The 12,995-nt window shown below is 64.6% G+C and carries 12 protein-coding genes; 11 read left to right on the forward strand and 1 reads right to left on the reverse strand.

All coding sequences use genetic code 11. The annotated features are described in order from the left end of the window. The 10 genes from AC3FKH_RS25370 to AC3FKH_RS25415 all read left to right on the forward strand — a co-directional run. Positions 1–422: ATP-binding cassette domain-containing protein (locus AC3FKH_RS25370; RefSeq protein ID WP_488678493.1), on the forward strand; the 422-nt coding region annotated here is incomplete at its 5' end. 86 nt (positions 423–508) lie between these two features. Beyond that, positions 509–1,720: an ABC transporter substrate-binding protein gene (locus AC3FKH_RS25375; protein WP_488678494.1), complete on the forward strand. Its 1,212-nt coding sequence runs from the start codon at positions 509–511 to the stop codon at positions 1,718–1,720. 96 nt (positions 1,721–1,816) lie between these two features. Further along, positions 1,817–2,701 carry a branched-chain amino acid ABC transporter permease gene (locus AC3FKH_RS25380; protein ID WP_483709862.1) on the forward strand — a complete coding sequence of 295 codons (885 nt, stop codon included), beginning with the start codon at positions 1,817–1,819 and terminating at the stop codon, positions 2,699–2,701. Further along, on the forward strand, positions 2,701–3,729 hold the full coding sequence (locus AC3FKH_RS25385) for a branched-chain amino acid ABC transporter permease (protein WP_488678495.1): 1,029 nt from the start codon (positions 2,701–2,703) through the stop codon (positions 3,727–3,729). The genes AC3FKH_RS25380 and AC3FKH_RS25385 overlap by 1 nt, the downstream gene beginning before the upstream one ends. Positions 3,730–4,038: 309 nt before the next feature. Next, complete coding sequence (locus tag AC3FKH_RS25390; RefSeq protein WP_488678496.1) at positions 4,039–4,530, forward strand: hypothetical protein; 492 nt, start codon at positions 4,039–4,041, stop codon at positions 4,528–4,530. 66 nt (positions 4,531–4,596) lie between these two features. Further along, complete coding sequence (locus tag AC3FKH_RS25395) at positions 4,597–5,355, forward strand: sulfite exporter TauE/SafE family protein (protein ID WP_483709858.1); 759 nt, start codon at positions 4,597–4,599, stop codon at positions 5,353–5,355. A gap of 287 nt (positions 5,356–5,642) precedes the next feature. Beyond that, complete coding sequence (locus AC3FKH_RS25400) at positions 5,643–6,794, forward strand: ABC transporter substrate-binding protein (protein ID WP_488678497.1); 1,152 nt, start codon at positions 5,643–5,645, stop codon at positions 6,792–6,794. A 223-nt stretch (positions 6,795–7,017) separates the two neighbouring features. After that, entirely contained in the window at positions 7,018–8,070 is a 1,053-nt protein-coding gene (locus AC3FKH_RS25405) for a branched-chain amino acid ABC transporter permease (RefSeq protein WP_488678498.1), read from the forward strand. Between the two features lie 3 nt (positions 8,071–8,073). Next, a complete protein-coding gene (locus AC3FKH_RS25410; RefSeq protein WP_488678499.1) occupies positions 8,074–9,915 on the forward strand; it encodes a branched-chain amino acid ABC transporter ATP-binding protein/permease in 1,842 nt (613 codons plus the stop codon). Positions 9,916–9,949: 34 nt separating this feature from the next. Next, a complete protein-coding gene (locus AC3FKH_RS25415) occupies positions 9,950–10,693 on the forward strand; it encodes an ABC transporter ATP-binding protein (RefSeq protein WP_488678500.1) in 744 nt (247 codons plus the stop codon). A gap of 228 nt (positions 10,694–10,921) precedes the next feature. On the opposite strand, the gene AC3FKH_RS25420 is transcribed toward AC3FKH_RS25415, so the two are convergent. Beyond that, complete coding sequence (locus AC3FKH_RS25420) at positions 10,922–11,863, reverse strand: LysR substrate-binding domain-containing protein (RefSeq protein ID WP_488678640.1); 942 nt, start codon at positions 11,861–11,863, stop codon at positions 10,922–10,924. A 121-nt stretch (positions 11,864–11,984) separates the two neighbouring features. On the opposite strand from AC3FKH_RS25420, the gene AC3FKH_RS25425 reads away from it, so the two are divergent. Further along, the gene (locus AC3FKH_RS25425; protein ID WP_488678501.1) at positions 11,985–12,980 is read left to right on the forward strand and encodes a tripartite tricarboxylate transporter substrate binding protein BugE; all 996 of its coding nucleotides are present in this window, start codon (positions 11,985–11,987) and stop codon (positions 12,978–12,980) included. Positions 12,981–12,995 lie beyond the last annotated feature (15 nt).

Consider the following 12,995-nt stretch of genomic DNA (forward strand, 5'->3'; position numbering starts at 1 on the left):
GCGAGGAGAACTTGCTGCTGCCCCCGCAATTGAAGGGCCAAGGCGAGGGCATGAGCGAGGCCGAGATCTACGACATGTTCCCCAACCTGAAGGAGCGCCGCCAGAGCCAGGGCACGCGCCTGTCGGGGGGCGAGCAGCAGATGCTGGCGGTCGGGCGTATCTTGCGTACCGGCGCGAACCTGCTGCTGCTCGACGAGATCTCGGAGGGCCTGGCGCCGGTGATCGTGCAGGCGCTCGCGCGCATGATTCTGATGCTCAAGAAGAAGGGCTACACGGTGGTGATGGTGGAACAGAACTTCCGCTTCGCCGCGCCGCTGGCCGACCGCTTCTATGTGATGGAGCACGGCAGCATCGTCGAGCGCTTCGTGGCCGGCGAACTGCAGGCAAAGATGCCGGTGCTGAACGAATTGCTTGGGGTCTGATCGGCGCGTCCGTTGCACGGATTGCCGGATCGGCTGTTTGCAGGAACGGGTGGCGCGCGCCGCGCCAAAACACAGGAGACAACGCAATGAGGAAGACTCGGCTCGCTGCCGCGATGGCGGCAATCGTCATGGGTGCTGTTTCGTTCAACGCCGCCGCGCAGGTATCGGGCGACACCGTCAAGATCGGCTACATCACCGACATGTCTGGCCTGTATGCCGACATCGACGGCCCCGGCGGCCTCGAAGCGGTCAAGATGGCCATCGAGGACCATGGTGGCAAGGTGCTCGGGAAGCCGATCGAACTGGTCTCGGCCGATCACCAGAACAAGGCCGACATCGCCGCGTCGAAAGCGCGTGAATGGATGGACCAGCAGGGACTGGACATGCTGCTCGGCGGCACCAACTCCGCGACCGGCCTGGCCATGAACAAGGTGGCGCAGGAAAAGAAGCGCGTGTATTTCAACGTGGGCGCGGGCACGGCCCGCCTGACCAACGAGGAATGCACGCCGTACACGGTGCACTACGCCTATGACACGGTGGCGCTGGCCAAGGGCACCGGCAGCGCGGTGGTCAAGCAGGGCGGCAAGAAGTGGTTCTTCCTGACCGCCGACTATGCCTTCGGCCACTCGCTCGAGAACGATACCGCCGCGGTGGTGAAGGCCAACGGCGGCACGGTGGTGGGTTCGGTGCGCCATCCGCTGTCGGCGTCGGACTTCTCGTCGTTCCTGCTGCAGGCGCAGGCCTCGAAGGCCGACATCCTGGGCCTGGCCAATGCGGGTGGCGACACCATCAACGCGATCAAGGCGGCCAAGGAATTCGGCATCACCAAGACCATGAAGATCGCCGGCCTGCTGATGTTCATCAACGACGTCCATTCGCTGGGCCTGAAGAACACCGAAGGCCTGCTGATGACCGACAGCTGGTACTGGGACATGAACGACGATACGCGCAAGTTCGCGAACCGCTTCTTCGGCAAGATGAAGAAGATGCCGAGCAGCCTGCAGGCCGCCGACTACTCCGCGATCAGCACGTACCTGAAGGCCGTGGAAGCCGCCAAGACCGACGATCCGGAAAAGGTCATGGCCGAGCTGAAGAAGATGAAGATCAGCGACTTCTACACCAAGGGCAGCTATATCCGCGCCGATGGCCGCAATATCCACGACATGTACCTGATGCAGGTGAAGACAGCGGCCGAATCGAAGAAGCCGTGGGACTACATGAAAATCGTGACGACCATCCCGGGCGATCAGGCCTTCACGACGGTGGCCGAGTCGAAGTGCGCGCTGCTTAAGAAGTAAGAAGGTTGGCGGGCTTCCGCAGCCAGCGAGAGCCTGCCGGTTTGCTCCCCTCCGCCGCACGCGGGGGAGGGGAGGTACAGCCAGCAACGGATGCCTATGGACATCTTCGGAATTCCCCTTCCCGCCATGCTGTCCCAGCTCCTGCTGGGCCTGGTCAATGGCGCCTTCTATGCGATGCTGAGCCTTGGCCTGGCGGTAATCTTCGGCCTGCTCAACGTCATCAATTTCGCGCACGGCGCGCTGTTCATGCTCGGCGCGGTGCTGGCCTGGATGGGCATGGAGTATGCCGGGCTCAACTACTGGGTCATGCTGGTCCTGTCCCCGCTGGTGGTCGCGGTGCTGGGCGTGGTCATCGAAAAGACCATGCTGCGCTGGATCTACAAGCTGGACCATATCTACGGCCTGCTGCTGACACTGGGCATCACGCTGGTGATCGAAGGCATCTTCCGTTCGATCTACGGCGTGTCGGGGCTGCCTTACCAGACGCCCGACGCCCTGCAGGGTGCCACGGACCTCGGCTTCATGATCCTGCCCAACTACCGGGCCTGGGTGGTGCTGGCTTCGTTGACGGTGTGCTTCGTCACCTGGTACGTGATCGAGAAGACCAAGCTTGGCGCCTACCTGCGCGCCGGCACCGAAAACCCCAAGATGGTGGAGGCCTTCGGCGTCAACGTGCCGCTGATGGTGACGCTGACCTACGGCTTCGGCGTGGCGCTGGCCGCGTTTGCGGGCGTGCTGGCGGCGCCGGTGATCCAGATCTCGCCGCTGATGGGGCAGAACCTGATCATCATCGTGTTCGCCGTGGTGGTGATCGGCGGCATGGGTTCGATCATGGGTTCGATCCTGACCGGCCTGGGGCTGGGCGTGATCGAAGGGCTGACCAAGGTGTTCTATCCTGAAGCATCGTCGACCGTGGTGTTCTTCATCATGGTGATCGTGCTGCTGCTGCGTCCGGCCGGACTGTTCGGGAGGGAGAAGTGATGCGTGCAGAATCGAGCGTGACGATCAAGGCCGGACAGGCCAGAGAGGGCCAGGGCGTGCAGAAGAAAGTGTTGTATGGATTGCTGCTGCTGGCACTGGTGGCGGCGCCGATGGCCGGGGCCTATCCGGTGTTCGTGCTCAAGGTGCTGTGCTTTGCCCTGTTCGCGTGCGCGTTCAACCTGCTGATCGGCTATACCGGTCTGCTGTCGTTCGGCCACGCGGCGTTCTTCGGCGGCGCCGGCTATATCTCGGGCGAGGCCATGAAGCTGTGGGGCGTGACGCCCGAGATCGGACTGCTCCTGGGCACCGCCGGCGGGGCACTGATTGGCTACGTGGTCGGCTCGCTGGCCATCCGCCGCCAGGGCATCTACTTCTCGATGATCACGCTGGCGCTCGCGCAGATGCTGTTCTTTATCTGCCTGCAAGCGCCGTTCACGGGTGGCGAGGATGGCCTGCAGGGCATCCCGCGCGGCAAGCTGTTCGGCGTGTTGTCGCTGGCGGACGACCTGACGCTGTACTACGTGGCGCTGGTGATCATCGTTGCGGCCTTTGCGCTGATCGTGCGTACCGTGCACTCGCCGTTCGGGCAGATCCTGAAGGCGATCAAGGAGAACGAGCCGCGCGCGATCTCGCTTGGCTATGACGTCGACCGCTTCAAGCTGACCGCCTTTGTGCTGTCAGCGGCACTGTCCGGACTGGCCGGTTCGATCAAGGCGCTGGTGCTGGGCTTCGAGACGCTGACCGACGTGCACTGGTCGATGTCGGGCTCGGTGATCCTGATGACGCTGGTAGGCGGCCTGGGCACCTTGTCGGGTCCGATTGTCGGCGCCTTCGTGGTGGTGGCGCTGGAGAACAAGCTCGGCGACATCGGCGCCTTCCTGGCCTCGGTCACGGGCATTGACTGGTTCAACTCGCTGGGCGAGTCGGTGACCATGGTGATCGGCGCGATCTTCGTCATCTGCGTCCTGACCTTCCGCCGCGGCATCATGGGCGAGCTCAACGCCCTGTTCAGCCGCAAGCACGAGTGATGAACGGTCGACATGCCCGGAATTGGGGCTAGGGTTTGTTCTAGCTTGTTCCATCTGCACCGCTTCGTTACATTTCACACACGGTTTTCGCAGGTTAGATGGAGGCGGAAGCGAGGAGACGACAGGCGCGCACCCGGTGTCGGGTAGCAGCGTTATAAATAAAGGGCGTTGCCGGGTGATCCTCGGCAACGCTTTTTTCATTTCAGGGTGACTTTCGCATCACCCGCACCGTTTGGGAGCGTTGATGCCGCCTTGGCATAACTCCGCTCCGGGTCACATGCGACAATGCGGGCTTGCTTCAGAGCCGCCATGCCGTCCCAGCCCGTCTTTCCCCCCAGTTCCGAATCTTTCCCGCAGCACCAGGTACGCCTTGGCGTCGGTGCCGACGCGCCGGCGCTCGACGCCTGGCTGCAGGCCGCCATGCCGTTGCCGGTGCCGGCCGCCCGCGCACGGCGGCTGGTGCTGGAAGGGCTCCTCGCACAGTCCGGGCAGGGTGCATGCCTGCTGGCAATGCATGAACACGACATCGCTGCCTGTCTGCCCGTAGCGCTGGTTCCCAGCCTTGAGTTCGGCGGCCTTGTGGCGTGCGCGACGGAGTGGTGGCCATCGGACGCGGCGGCGTCCGGTTCTGGCTGCCTTATGGCGTGTCTGGCCACGCTGGCCGATTGGTGCCGCGCCCATGGCATCCGGCATCTCCTGCTGGCCCCCGGTCTGGCCGCGGAGGTGCCAACGGGATTCGCGCGGCACCACAGCGGGCTCTGGCACCGCATGGTAGTGCCGGCGCCCAAGACGCTCGGCTGAGTGCCGGGCGCGCCGCTCGCTGTCCTCCGATCCTCTCCTCCTTATTATTCCTTTCTTCCTGCAATCATGGAGTTCGCATTACTGGCGCTTGCCGCCTTTCTCGCCGGCCTGATCGACGCGGTGGCCGGTGGCGGTGGCCTGGTCCAGATTCCGGCGCTGTTTTCGGCCTTTCCCGGGATGGCGCCGGCTACGCTGCTGGGCACCAACAAGGTGGCCTCGGTCGCCGGCACGGCCAATGCGGCGATCCGCTACGGGCGCAGCGTGCGCATCTACTGGGCCGCAACGGCGCCAGCCGTGGTGGCGGCCTTCCTGTTCTCGATGGCCGGCGCCTGGGCGCTGACCATGATTCCCGCCGAGCCATTGCGCAAGGCGCTGCCGTTCGTGCTGGTGTCGCTGCTCGTCTATACCGTGGCGAAGAAGGATCTGGGCACCGAGCACGCGCCTTCGCTCAGCGGCACGCGCGAACGCGTGGCGGCGCTGCTGGCGGGTGCGGTAATCGGCTTCTATGACGGCGTGTTCGGGCCGGGCACCGGCAGCTTCCTGATGATCGTGTTCGTGCGCGTGTTCGGCTACGACTTCCTGCACGCCTCGGCGTCGACCAAGGTCGTGAACATGGCCACCAACCTGGCGGCGCTGCTGCTGCTGGCCAGCAAGGGCCATATCTGGTGGCAGCTCGGCCTGGTCATGGCCGTTGCGAATGTCGCCGGCAGCCAGGTGGGCAGCCGGCTGGCGCTGCGCCACGGCAGCGGCTTCGTGCGCAAGGTGTTCATCGTGGTGGTGAGCGCGCTGATCCTGAAGACGGCCTGGGACGCGTTTTTCCGCTGACGCCGCCGTCATGTGATGCGGGTTAATCCGGCTGGCCGCGAAAACTCGCTGTGTTAGACTCGATACGCATTCCCGACCGCACGGTCGGGGAATGGTGGCGAAATGGCCGCGGCATTTCCGGGGAAGTGGTGCGGACGGGAAAGACGGAAGGAGTCATCTCCTTCCTGGCAGTACGCAGGTGCCAGCGATGTGCCTGTGGCGACCCGAGCGGTCGAAAAAGAACTGGAGGCATCCGGCGGCCGGGGCCGTTCGGATGCCTTTCCGTTTCAGGAACCGAAGGAGACAAGATGAACTTCAAGCGCGCCAGCCTGCTGGCCATCGCTGCCGCGGCCCTGGTTGCCGGCACGGCCAGCGCACAGGTCAAGGTCGGGGTCACGGTGTCGGCGACGGGGCCGGCGGCGTCGCTGGGCATCCCGGAAAAGAACACCTTCACGCTGATGCCCAAGGAAATCGCGGGCAAGAAGATCGAATACATCGTCCTGGACGACGCCTCCGACACCACCACGGCCGTCAAGAACACGCGCAAGCTGATCAGCGAGGACAAGGTCGACGTGGTGGTGGGTTCCACCGTCACGCCGAACTCGCTGGCGATGGTCGACATCGTGGCCGAGAACGAGACGCCGATGATCACGATGGCAGCCTCGGCCCGCATCATCGAGCCCATGGATGCCAAGCGCGCCTGGGTCTTCAAGACGCCTCAGAATGACTCGCACATGGCCACGGCCATTGCCGAGCACATGACCAACAACAACGTGAAGACGGTGGCTTTCATCGGCTTCGCGGATGCCTATGGGGACAGCTGGGCGCAGGAGTTCGCCAAGGTGGCCGACATGCGCAAGATCAAGGTCGTCGCCAACGAGCGCTTCGCGCGCACCGATACCTCGGTGACCGGCCAGGTCCTGAAGATGCTGGGCAGCAATCCCGACGCCGTGCTGATCGCTGGTTCGGGTACGCCCGCGGCGTTGCCGCAAAAGGCGCTCAAGGAGCGCGGCTACAAGGGCAAGATCTACCAGACCCACGGCGTGGCCAACCCCGACTTCCTGCGCGTGTGCGGCAAGGACTGCGAAGGCACCCTCCTGCCGGCCGGCCCGCTGCTGGTGGCCGACCAGCTGCCTGACAGCAACCCCGTCAAGAAGCCGGCCATGACCTACAAGACCGCCTACGAGAAGGCTTTTGGCGGCCAGGTGTCGACCTTCGGCGGCCATGCGTGGGATGCGGGCCTGATCCTGCAGCATGCGATTCCGGAGGCGCTGAAGAAGGGCCAGCCGGGCACGAAGGAATTCCGCAAGGCGCTGCGCGACGCCATGGAGCAGACCAGGAACCTGCCGGTATCGCACGGCATCATGAACATGAGTCCGACCGACCACCTCGGCTTCGACCAGCGCTCGCGCGTGATGGTGCAGATCGTCGACGGCAAGTGGAAGCTGCTGACCAAATAAGCCGCTGGCGGTGGCTGGACGTGTAAAACAGGAAGGCGCATGGTGAACCCCATGCGCTTTCTTTTTTCGCGCTCGCCATCGTCTTAGGGTTGCCCTGTATTTCCGCAATAAGCAACCCGTTTACTATTCCGTAATCCCAGCGCACACAGTGCAATCCAGCGACTGTTCGCGCCCTGTCCGCCCCTTGGCTTGCAGGCAGGTCATTCCACAACACGGGGAGACAATGGACCTTTCGATTGCCGCCATCCTGGCGCAGGACGGCATCACCTCAGGCGCGATCTACGCGCTGCTGGCGCTGGCACTGGTGCTGGTGTTTTCGGTGACCCGCGTCATCTTCATCCCGCAAGGGGAGTTCGTGGCCTATGGCGCGCTGACGCTGGCGGCCATGCAGGGCGGGCACGCGCCGCAGACGAGCTGGCTGCTGCTGGCCATGGGCGTGCTGACCTTCGTGTATGAGACCGTGACCGTGCTGCGCAGCGCGGAACTGCGCCGCACGCTTGGGCGCAGGCTCGGCGTGCTGGCCGGGAAGTATCTTGTGTTTCCGTTGGCTGTGCACCTGCTGGTGCAGCAATACGGTGTGCAGCCATTGCCGATGCTGGCGCAGATTGCGCTGACGCTGCTGGTGATCATTCCGATGGGGCCGATGCTGTATCGCCTGGCCTACCAGCCGCTGGCCGAGGCCAGCACGCTGGTGCTGCTGATCGTCTCGGTCGGCGTGCATTTTGCGCTGGTCGGGCTCGGGCTGGTGATGTTCGGCGCCGAGGGTTCGCGCACCGAGGCCTTCTCCGATGCGCGCTTCGAAGTGGGCAGTCTCACGGTCTCCGGCCAGAGCCTGTGGGTCGTGGGCATGTCGGCGCTGCTGATCGGCGCGCTGTATTTCTATTTCGAGCGCACGCTGCAAGGCAAGGCGCTGCGCGCGACGGCGGTGAACCGGCTCGGCGCGCGGCTGGTCGGCATCGGCACGACGCAGGCGGGGCGGCTGTCGTTTACGCTGGCCGCGGCCATGGGCGCGCTGTGCGGCATCCTGATCGCGCCGCTGACCACCGTGTACTACGAGTCGGGCTTCCTGGTGGGCCTGAAGGGTTTTGTCGGCGCGATCGTCGGCGGCCTGGTGAGCTACCCGATCGCAGCACTGGGTGCGCTGCTGGTGGGGCTGCTGGAATCGTATTCGTCCTTCTGGGCCAGCGCGTTCAAGGAGGTCATTGTCTTTACGCTGATCATTCCGGTGTTGCTGTGGCGCTCGCTGACGAGCAAGCACGTCGAAGAAGAGGAGTAAGCCATGACGATGCTGACTGACAAGCAGGCCGCCGTGGGTGGCGAACGCAGCGCCAACCGTGCCGGGCTGCAGCGCAACCGCGTGCTGACGCTGCTGTTCATCGTGGTGCTGGCCTTGCTGCCGGTGCTGCCGACGCCGGAGTTCTGGATCACGCTGGGCAATTACATCGGGCTGTACAGCATCGTGGCGATCGGCCTCGTGCTGCTGACGGGCGTGGGCGGCATGACCTCGTTCGGGCAGGCGGCGTTCGTCGGGCTCGGGGCCTACAGCACGGCGTACCTGACCACGCAGTTCGGGTTGTCGCCGTGGTTCGGGCTGCTGGTGGGCCTGGTGATCACGATGGCCTGCGCCTACGTGATCGGCCTGATCACGATGCGCATGTCCGGCCACTACCTGCCGCTCGCCACCATTGCGTGGTGCCTGTCGCTGTTTTTCCTGTTCGGCAACCTGGAGTTCCTGGGCAAGTACGACGGGCTCAACGGCATTCCGGTGCTGTCGTTGTTCGGCGTCGAACTGCAGTCGGGCCGTTCGATGTTCTACCTGATCTGGATCGTGGTGCTGCTCGCCGTGCTGGCCGTGCAGAACCTGCTGAACTCGCGGCCGGGCCGTGCGATGCGCGCGCTCAAGGGCGGTGGCGTGATGGCCGAGGCGATGGGCGTCAACACCGCGTGGATGAAAGTCGTGGTGTTCGTCGTGGCGGCAGTGCTGGCGTGCATCTCGGGCTTCCTCTATGCGCACCTGCAGCGCGCGGTGAACCCGACGCCGTTCGGCCTGAACTACGGCATCGAGTACCTGTTCATGGCCGTGGTCGGTGGCGTGGGCCACGTGTGGGGCGCGGTGCTTGGCGCGGGCCTGCTCACGATCCTGAAGGACACGCTGCAGGGGCTGCTGCCGAAGCTGCTCGGCGCGAATGGCAACTTCGAGATCATCGTGTTCGGCGTGCTGCTCGTGCTGCTGCTGCAACATGCGCGCGATGGCCTGTGGCCGTTCTTGCGCCGGCTGTTTCCGTCGGGGCCGCCGGTGCAGGCACCCGACGCCGCCGATGCGCTGCCGGTCCGGCAGAAGCCAGAGGCCGGCGATCTGATCCTCGACGTGCGTGCCGCGCGCAAGCAGTTCGGCGGACTGGTGGCGGTGAACGACGTGAGCTTCCAGGTGCGGGCCGGAGAGATCGTTGGGTTGATCGGTCCGAATGGTGCCGGCAAGTCGACGACGTTCAACCTGGTGACAGGCGTGCTGCCCGTGACGCGCGGCGAAGTCCGCTATCGCGGTGAAGTGATATCGGGCCTGCCTTCGCGCGAGATCGTGAAGCGCGGCATCGGCCGCACGTTCCAGCATGTGCACCTGCTGCCGACCATGACCGTGCTCGAGAACGTGGCGATCGGTGCGCACCTGCGCGGCGACTTCCACGCGCAGGGCGGTGTATCCGCGGCGATGCTGCGCATGAACCGCGCAGAGGAAGACAAGCTGCTGTTCGAGGCACGGCGCCAGCTCGAGCGCGTGGGTCTGGCCGACTGCATGTACATGGAGGCGGGCAGCCTCGCGCTGGGCCAGCAGCGCATCCTGGAGATCGCGCGTGCGCTGTGCTGCGACCCGGCCCTGCTGCTGCTTGACGAGCCCGCCGCGGGCCTGCGCTACAAGGAGAAGCAGGCGCTGGCCGAATTGCTGCGCAAGCTCAGGGCGGAAGGCATGAGCGTGCTGCTGGTGGAGCACGACATGGACTTCGTCATGAACCTGACCGACCGCCTGGTCGTGATGGAATTCGGCACGCGCATTGCCGAGGGCGTGCCCGAGGATGTGCAGAAGAACCCGGCCGTGCTCGAGGCCTATCTCGGTGGCGTGGAGTGATGGGTGGAGTGATGGTGTGGACAAGGAACGCAAGATGAGCCCGATCCTCGAAGTGAAGGACCTCCACGTCCGCTACGGCAAGGTGGAAGCGGTGCACGGCGTGAGCCTGAAGGTAGAGGCCGGCAAGATCGTGACCGTGATCGGCCCCAACGGCGCCGGCAAGTCGACCACGCTGAACGCGATCATGGGCGCGCTGCCGGTCAGTGGCTCGGCCAGCGGCACGGTCAGCTATCTCGGCCACGACATGGCCGGGATCCCGGTGGAAGGACGCGTGGCGCGCGGCATGTGCCTGGTGCCGGAGAAGCGCGAGCTGTTCGCGTCGATGACGGTCGAGGACAACCTGCAGCTTGGCGCCTTCCGCCGCAAGCGCGCCGGCGAGAAAAACTACCTGGATCAGATGGACGTGGTCTACAACCTGTTTCCGCGCCTGCGCGAGCGCGCGCGGCAGGACGCCGGCACGCTGTCCGGCGGCGAGCGCCAGATGCTCGCCGTGGGCCGCGCGCTCATGGCCAAGCCGCAACTGCTGATGCTCGATGAGCCGAGCCTCGGTCTGGCGCCGCTGATCGTGAAGGAGATCTTCCACATCATCAGCAACCTGCGCCAGACCGGCGTGGCGACACTGCTGATCGAACAGAACGCGCGCGCGGCGCTGCAGGTTGCGGACTACGGCTATGTCATCGAGACAGGCGATATGGCGATGGAGGGACCAGCGGCGGAGCTGGCCAGCAATCCAAAGGTGATCGAAACCTATCTGGGGCTGGCGAAGAAGGCGGCGTGAAGTGCGCGCTTAGTGGATTGATGAATAGTCAGGCCCGCTTCGGCGGGCCTTTTCATTTGTCGTGTAGATATATGGGCCGTCTAACTGCCTGCTTTGCCCGTGAGTATGCGTGGGATGGATGTCGTATTTGTATTTGTACAGCTAAAAATTCCTCGAAATAATAATTGACTGAGGACCATCAGAAATTCATCCGTAGGAAGAATTGTTAATAATCTAGAGCGAGACTAATTATTTATCTGGCGAATGATTATCGCTGACATACTCCGCCGCAGCCCGCGCAGCGGTTTCGAGCAGCCATTCGCGAAAGCACCGGAGGGCCGGATGATCGCGTCGTTCCCTTGGCGCGCAAAGGAAATAGCCGCGCTGTAGGCGGATCGGAAGATCGAAGGGCGCTACTACTCGGCCGGCAGCCAGCTCATCGTGCAGCAGGCAGCGCTGCAGCACGGCGACCCCCATGTCGGCGCGCACCGCCTGGATCAGGATCGAGACCTGATCGAAGCCCGACGACAGCTTTGGCGCAGCACTGGGTACGCCCGCGGCTTCTAGCCAGTTCACCCAGTTGGCGGGGGCAGTGGTGTGGTAGAGCAGGGGCTCTTCCATGAGTTCGGCCGGCTCGCGCCACCGCCCGGCCGCGCGCCGCTGGCGCTCGCGGTCGGGGTGGCAGATCGGCACCATTTCGCGCCCCACTATGTAGTCCACCTGCAAGCCGGGCCATTTCCCGGGCTCGCCGGCGAGCAGCGCTGCATCGGGCGCGGAACCAGAGAAATCCTCGTCGCGGCGGTACGGTACGAAATCGAGCCGTATGTCCGGATGCCGCTTGTGGAAATCGGGCAGCCGGGGTACCAGCCAGACACTGGCAAGCGTCGGAACCGCCGACAGGGTGAGATGGTGGCTGCGGTCGCCAGCACGCAGCGCCGCACTCGCGCTTTCGATGGCGGCGAGCGGATCCGCAACGGCCTCCAGCAATTGTTGCCCGGCGCCCGTGAGCATTAGCCGGTGTGCATTGCGCTGGACCAGCGGCTGGCCGAAGTGTTCTTCCAGCCTGGCGATGGCCCGGCTCACCGCCCCTTGTGTCACGCACAGCGTCTCGGCGGCGCGCGTGAAGCTGCCCAGGCGCGCGGCGGCGACGAAGGCGTGCAACTCGGACATCGAAGGGGAATGCAACCGCATGGGGCAGGCCAGTGGAGAATGATCTTTGGTAATGCGAAGGTGCAATATAGTCGTTTGCCTCGGGTCGGTAAACGCCTGACACTCGGCGGCTATTCATCACAAAAGAACAGGAGAAAGCCCAATGACCCGAGCCAGGATGTCGCGCCGCCAGCTGTTGCTGTCAGGCACCGCGGCTGCCGCAGCGCTGACCTTTGCCGGCGGCGCGTTCGCGCAGGCCGCCTATCCCAACCGGCCCATCCGCCTGGTCGTGCCGTTTGCGGCCGGTGGATCGACCGACCTGTCGGCGCGCCTGGTTGCGGAGTTCGCAGGGCGCGAGCTTGGCCAGCCCATCGTGGTCGAGAACAAGGGCGGGGCAGGGGGCTCGGTCGGCATGGAGCAGGTCGCCAAGTCGGACCCGGATGGCTACACCATCGGCATGGCGACGGTCAGCACGCACGGTTCCAACCCGGCGGTCTATCCGAAGCTGAAGTACGACCCGATCAAGGACTTTGCGCCGGTCACGAACGTGGTGGCGATTCCCAGCGTCTTCGCGGTGCACCCGAGCGTGCCGGCCAAGACCATGCAGGAGTTCATCGCGCTGGCCAAGGCCAACCCGGGCAAGTACACCTTCGCCTCGCCGGGCGCAGGCTCGCTGGGTCATGTGAATATCGAGAACTTCATGATGCTGGCCCACATCGAGCTGCTCCATGTGCCGTACAAGGGCGCCGGCCTGGCGCTCAACGATGCCGTGGCCGGACAGGTGAATGCCATTACCGACAACCTGTCGTCCACGCTGCCTCACGTGAAATCGGGCCGGCTGCGTGCGCTGGCCGTGCTGGGGGCGAACCGCTCACCGCAACTGCCAGGCGTACCCACTTATGCGGAGCTGGGCTACAAGGACATGGGGGAGGGCGGCTGGTTTGGCATCGTCGCCCCGGCGGGTACGCCGTCGGCAGTGGTCATGCGCCTGAACCAGGCCATCCACAAGGCCATGCAGAACCCCGAGTTCAAGCGCAAGGTGGAAGAGTCGGGCGGCACGCTGGTGCCAACCACGCCTGACCAGTTCAAGGTGCAGATCCAGCAGGCCATGGCCCGGTATGCGCGCGTGGCCAGGACGGCAAACATCAAGCTGGATTGACGTATGAGCGAAGCT

This window comes from Cupriavidus sp. 21MJTG02-4 (assembly GCF_057798975.1).

Excerpts from the sequence above, each read along its gene's own strand:
- AC3FKH_RS25400 (WP_488678497.1), top strand. The coding sequence starts at position 5,643 with ATGAACTTCAAGCGCGCCAGCCTGCTGGCCATCGCTGCCGCGGCCCTG.
- AC3FKH_RS25420 (WP_488678640.1), bottom strand. The coding sequence starts at position 11,863 with ATGCGGTTGCATTCCCCTTCGATGTCCGAGTTGCACGCCTTCGTCGCC.
- AC3FKH_RS25405 (WP_488678498.1), top strand. The coding sequence starts at position 7,018 with ATGGACCTTTCGATTGCCGCCATCCTGGCGCAGGACGGCATCACCTCA.
- AC3FKH_RS25410 (WP_488678499.1), top strand. The coding sequence starts at position 8,074 with ATGACGATGCTGACTGACAAGCAGGCCGCCGTGGGTGGCGAACGCAGC.
- AC3FKH_RS25425 (WP_488678501.1), top strand. The coding sequence starts at position 11,985 with ATGACCCGAGCCAGGATGTCGCGCCGCCAGCTGTTGCTGTCAGGCACC.
- AC3FKH_RS25395 (WP_483709858.1), top strand. The coding sequence starts at position 4,597 with ATGGAGTTCGCATTACTGGCGCTTGCCGCCTTTCTCGCCGGCCTGATC.
- AC3FKH_RS25385 (WP_488678495.1), top strand. The coding sequence starts at position 2,701 with ATGCGTGCAGAATCGAGCGTGACGATCAAGGCCGGACAGGCCAGAGAG.
- AC3FKH_RS25380 (WP_483709862.1), top strand. The coding sequence starts at position 1,817 with ATGGACATCTTCGGAATTCCCCTTCCCGCCATGCTGTCCCAGCTCCTG.
- AC3FKH_RS25390 (WP_488678496.1), top strand. The coding sequence starts at position 4,039 with ATGCCGTCCCAGCCCGTCTTTCCCCCCAGTTCCGAATCTTTCCCGCAG.
- AC3FKH_RS25415 (WP_488678500.1), top strand. The coding sequence starts at position 9,950 with ATGAGCCCGATCCTCGAAGTGAAGGACCTCCACGTCCGCTACGGCAAG.
- AC3FKH_RS25375 (WP_488678494.1), top strand. The coding sequence starts at position 509 with ATGAGGAAGACTCGGCTCGCTGCCGCGATGGCGGCAATCGTCATGGGT.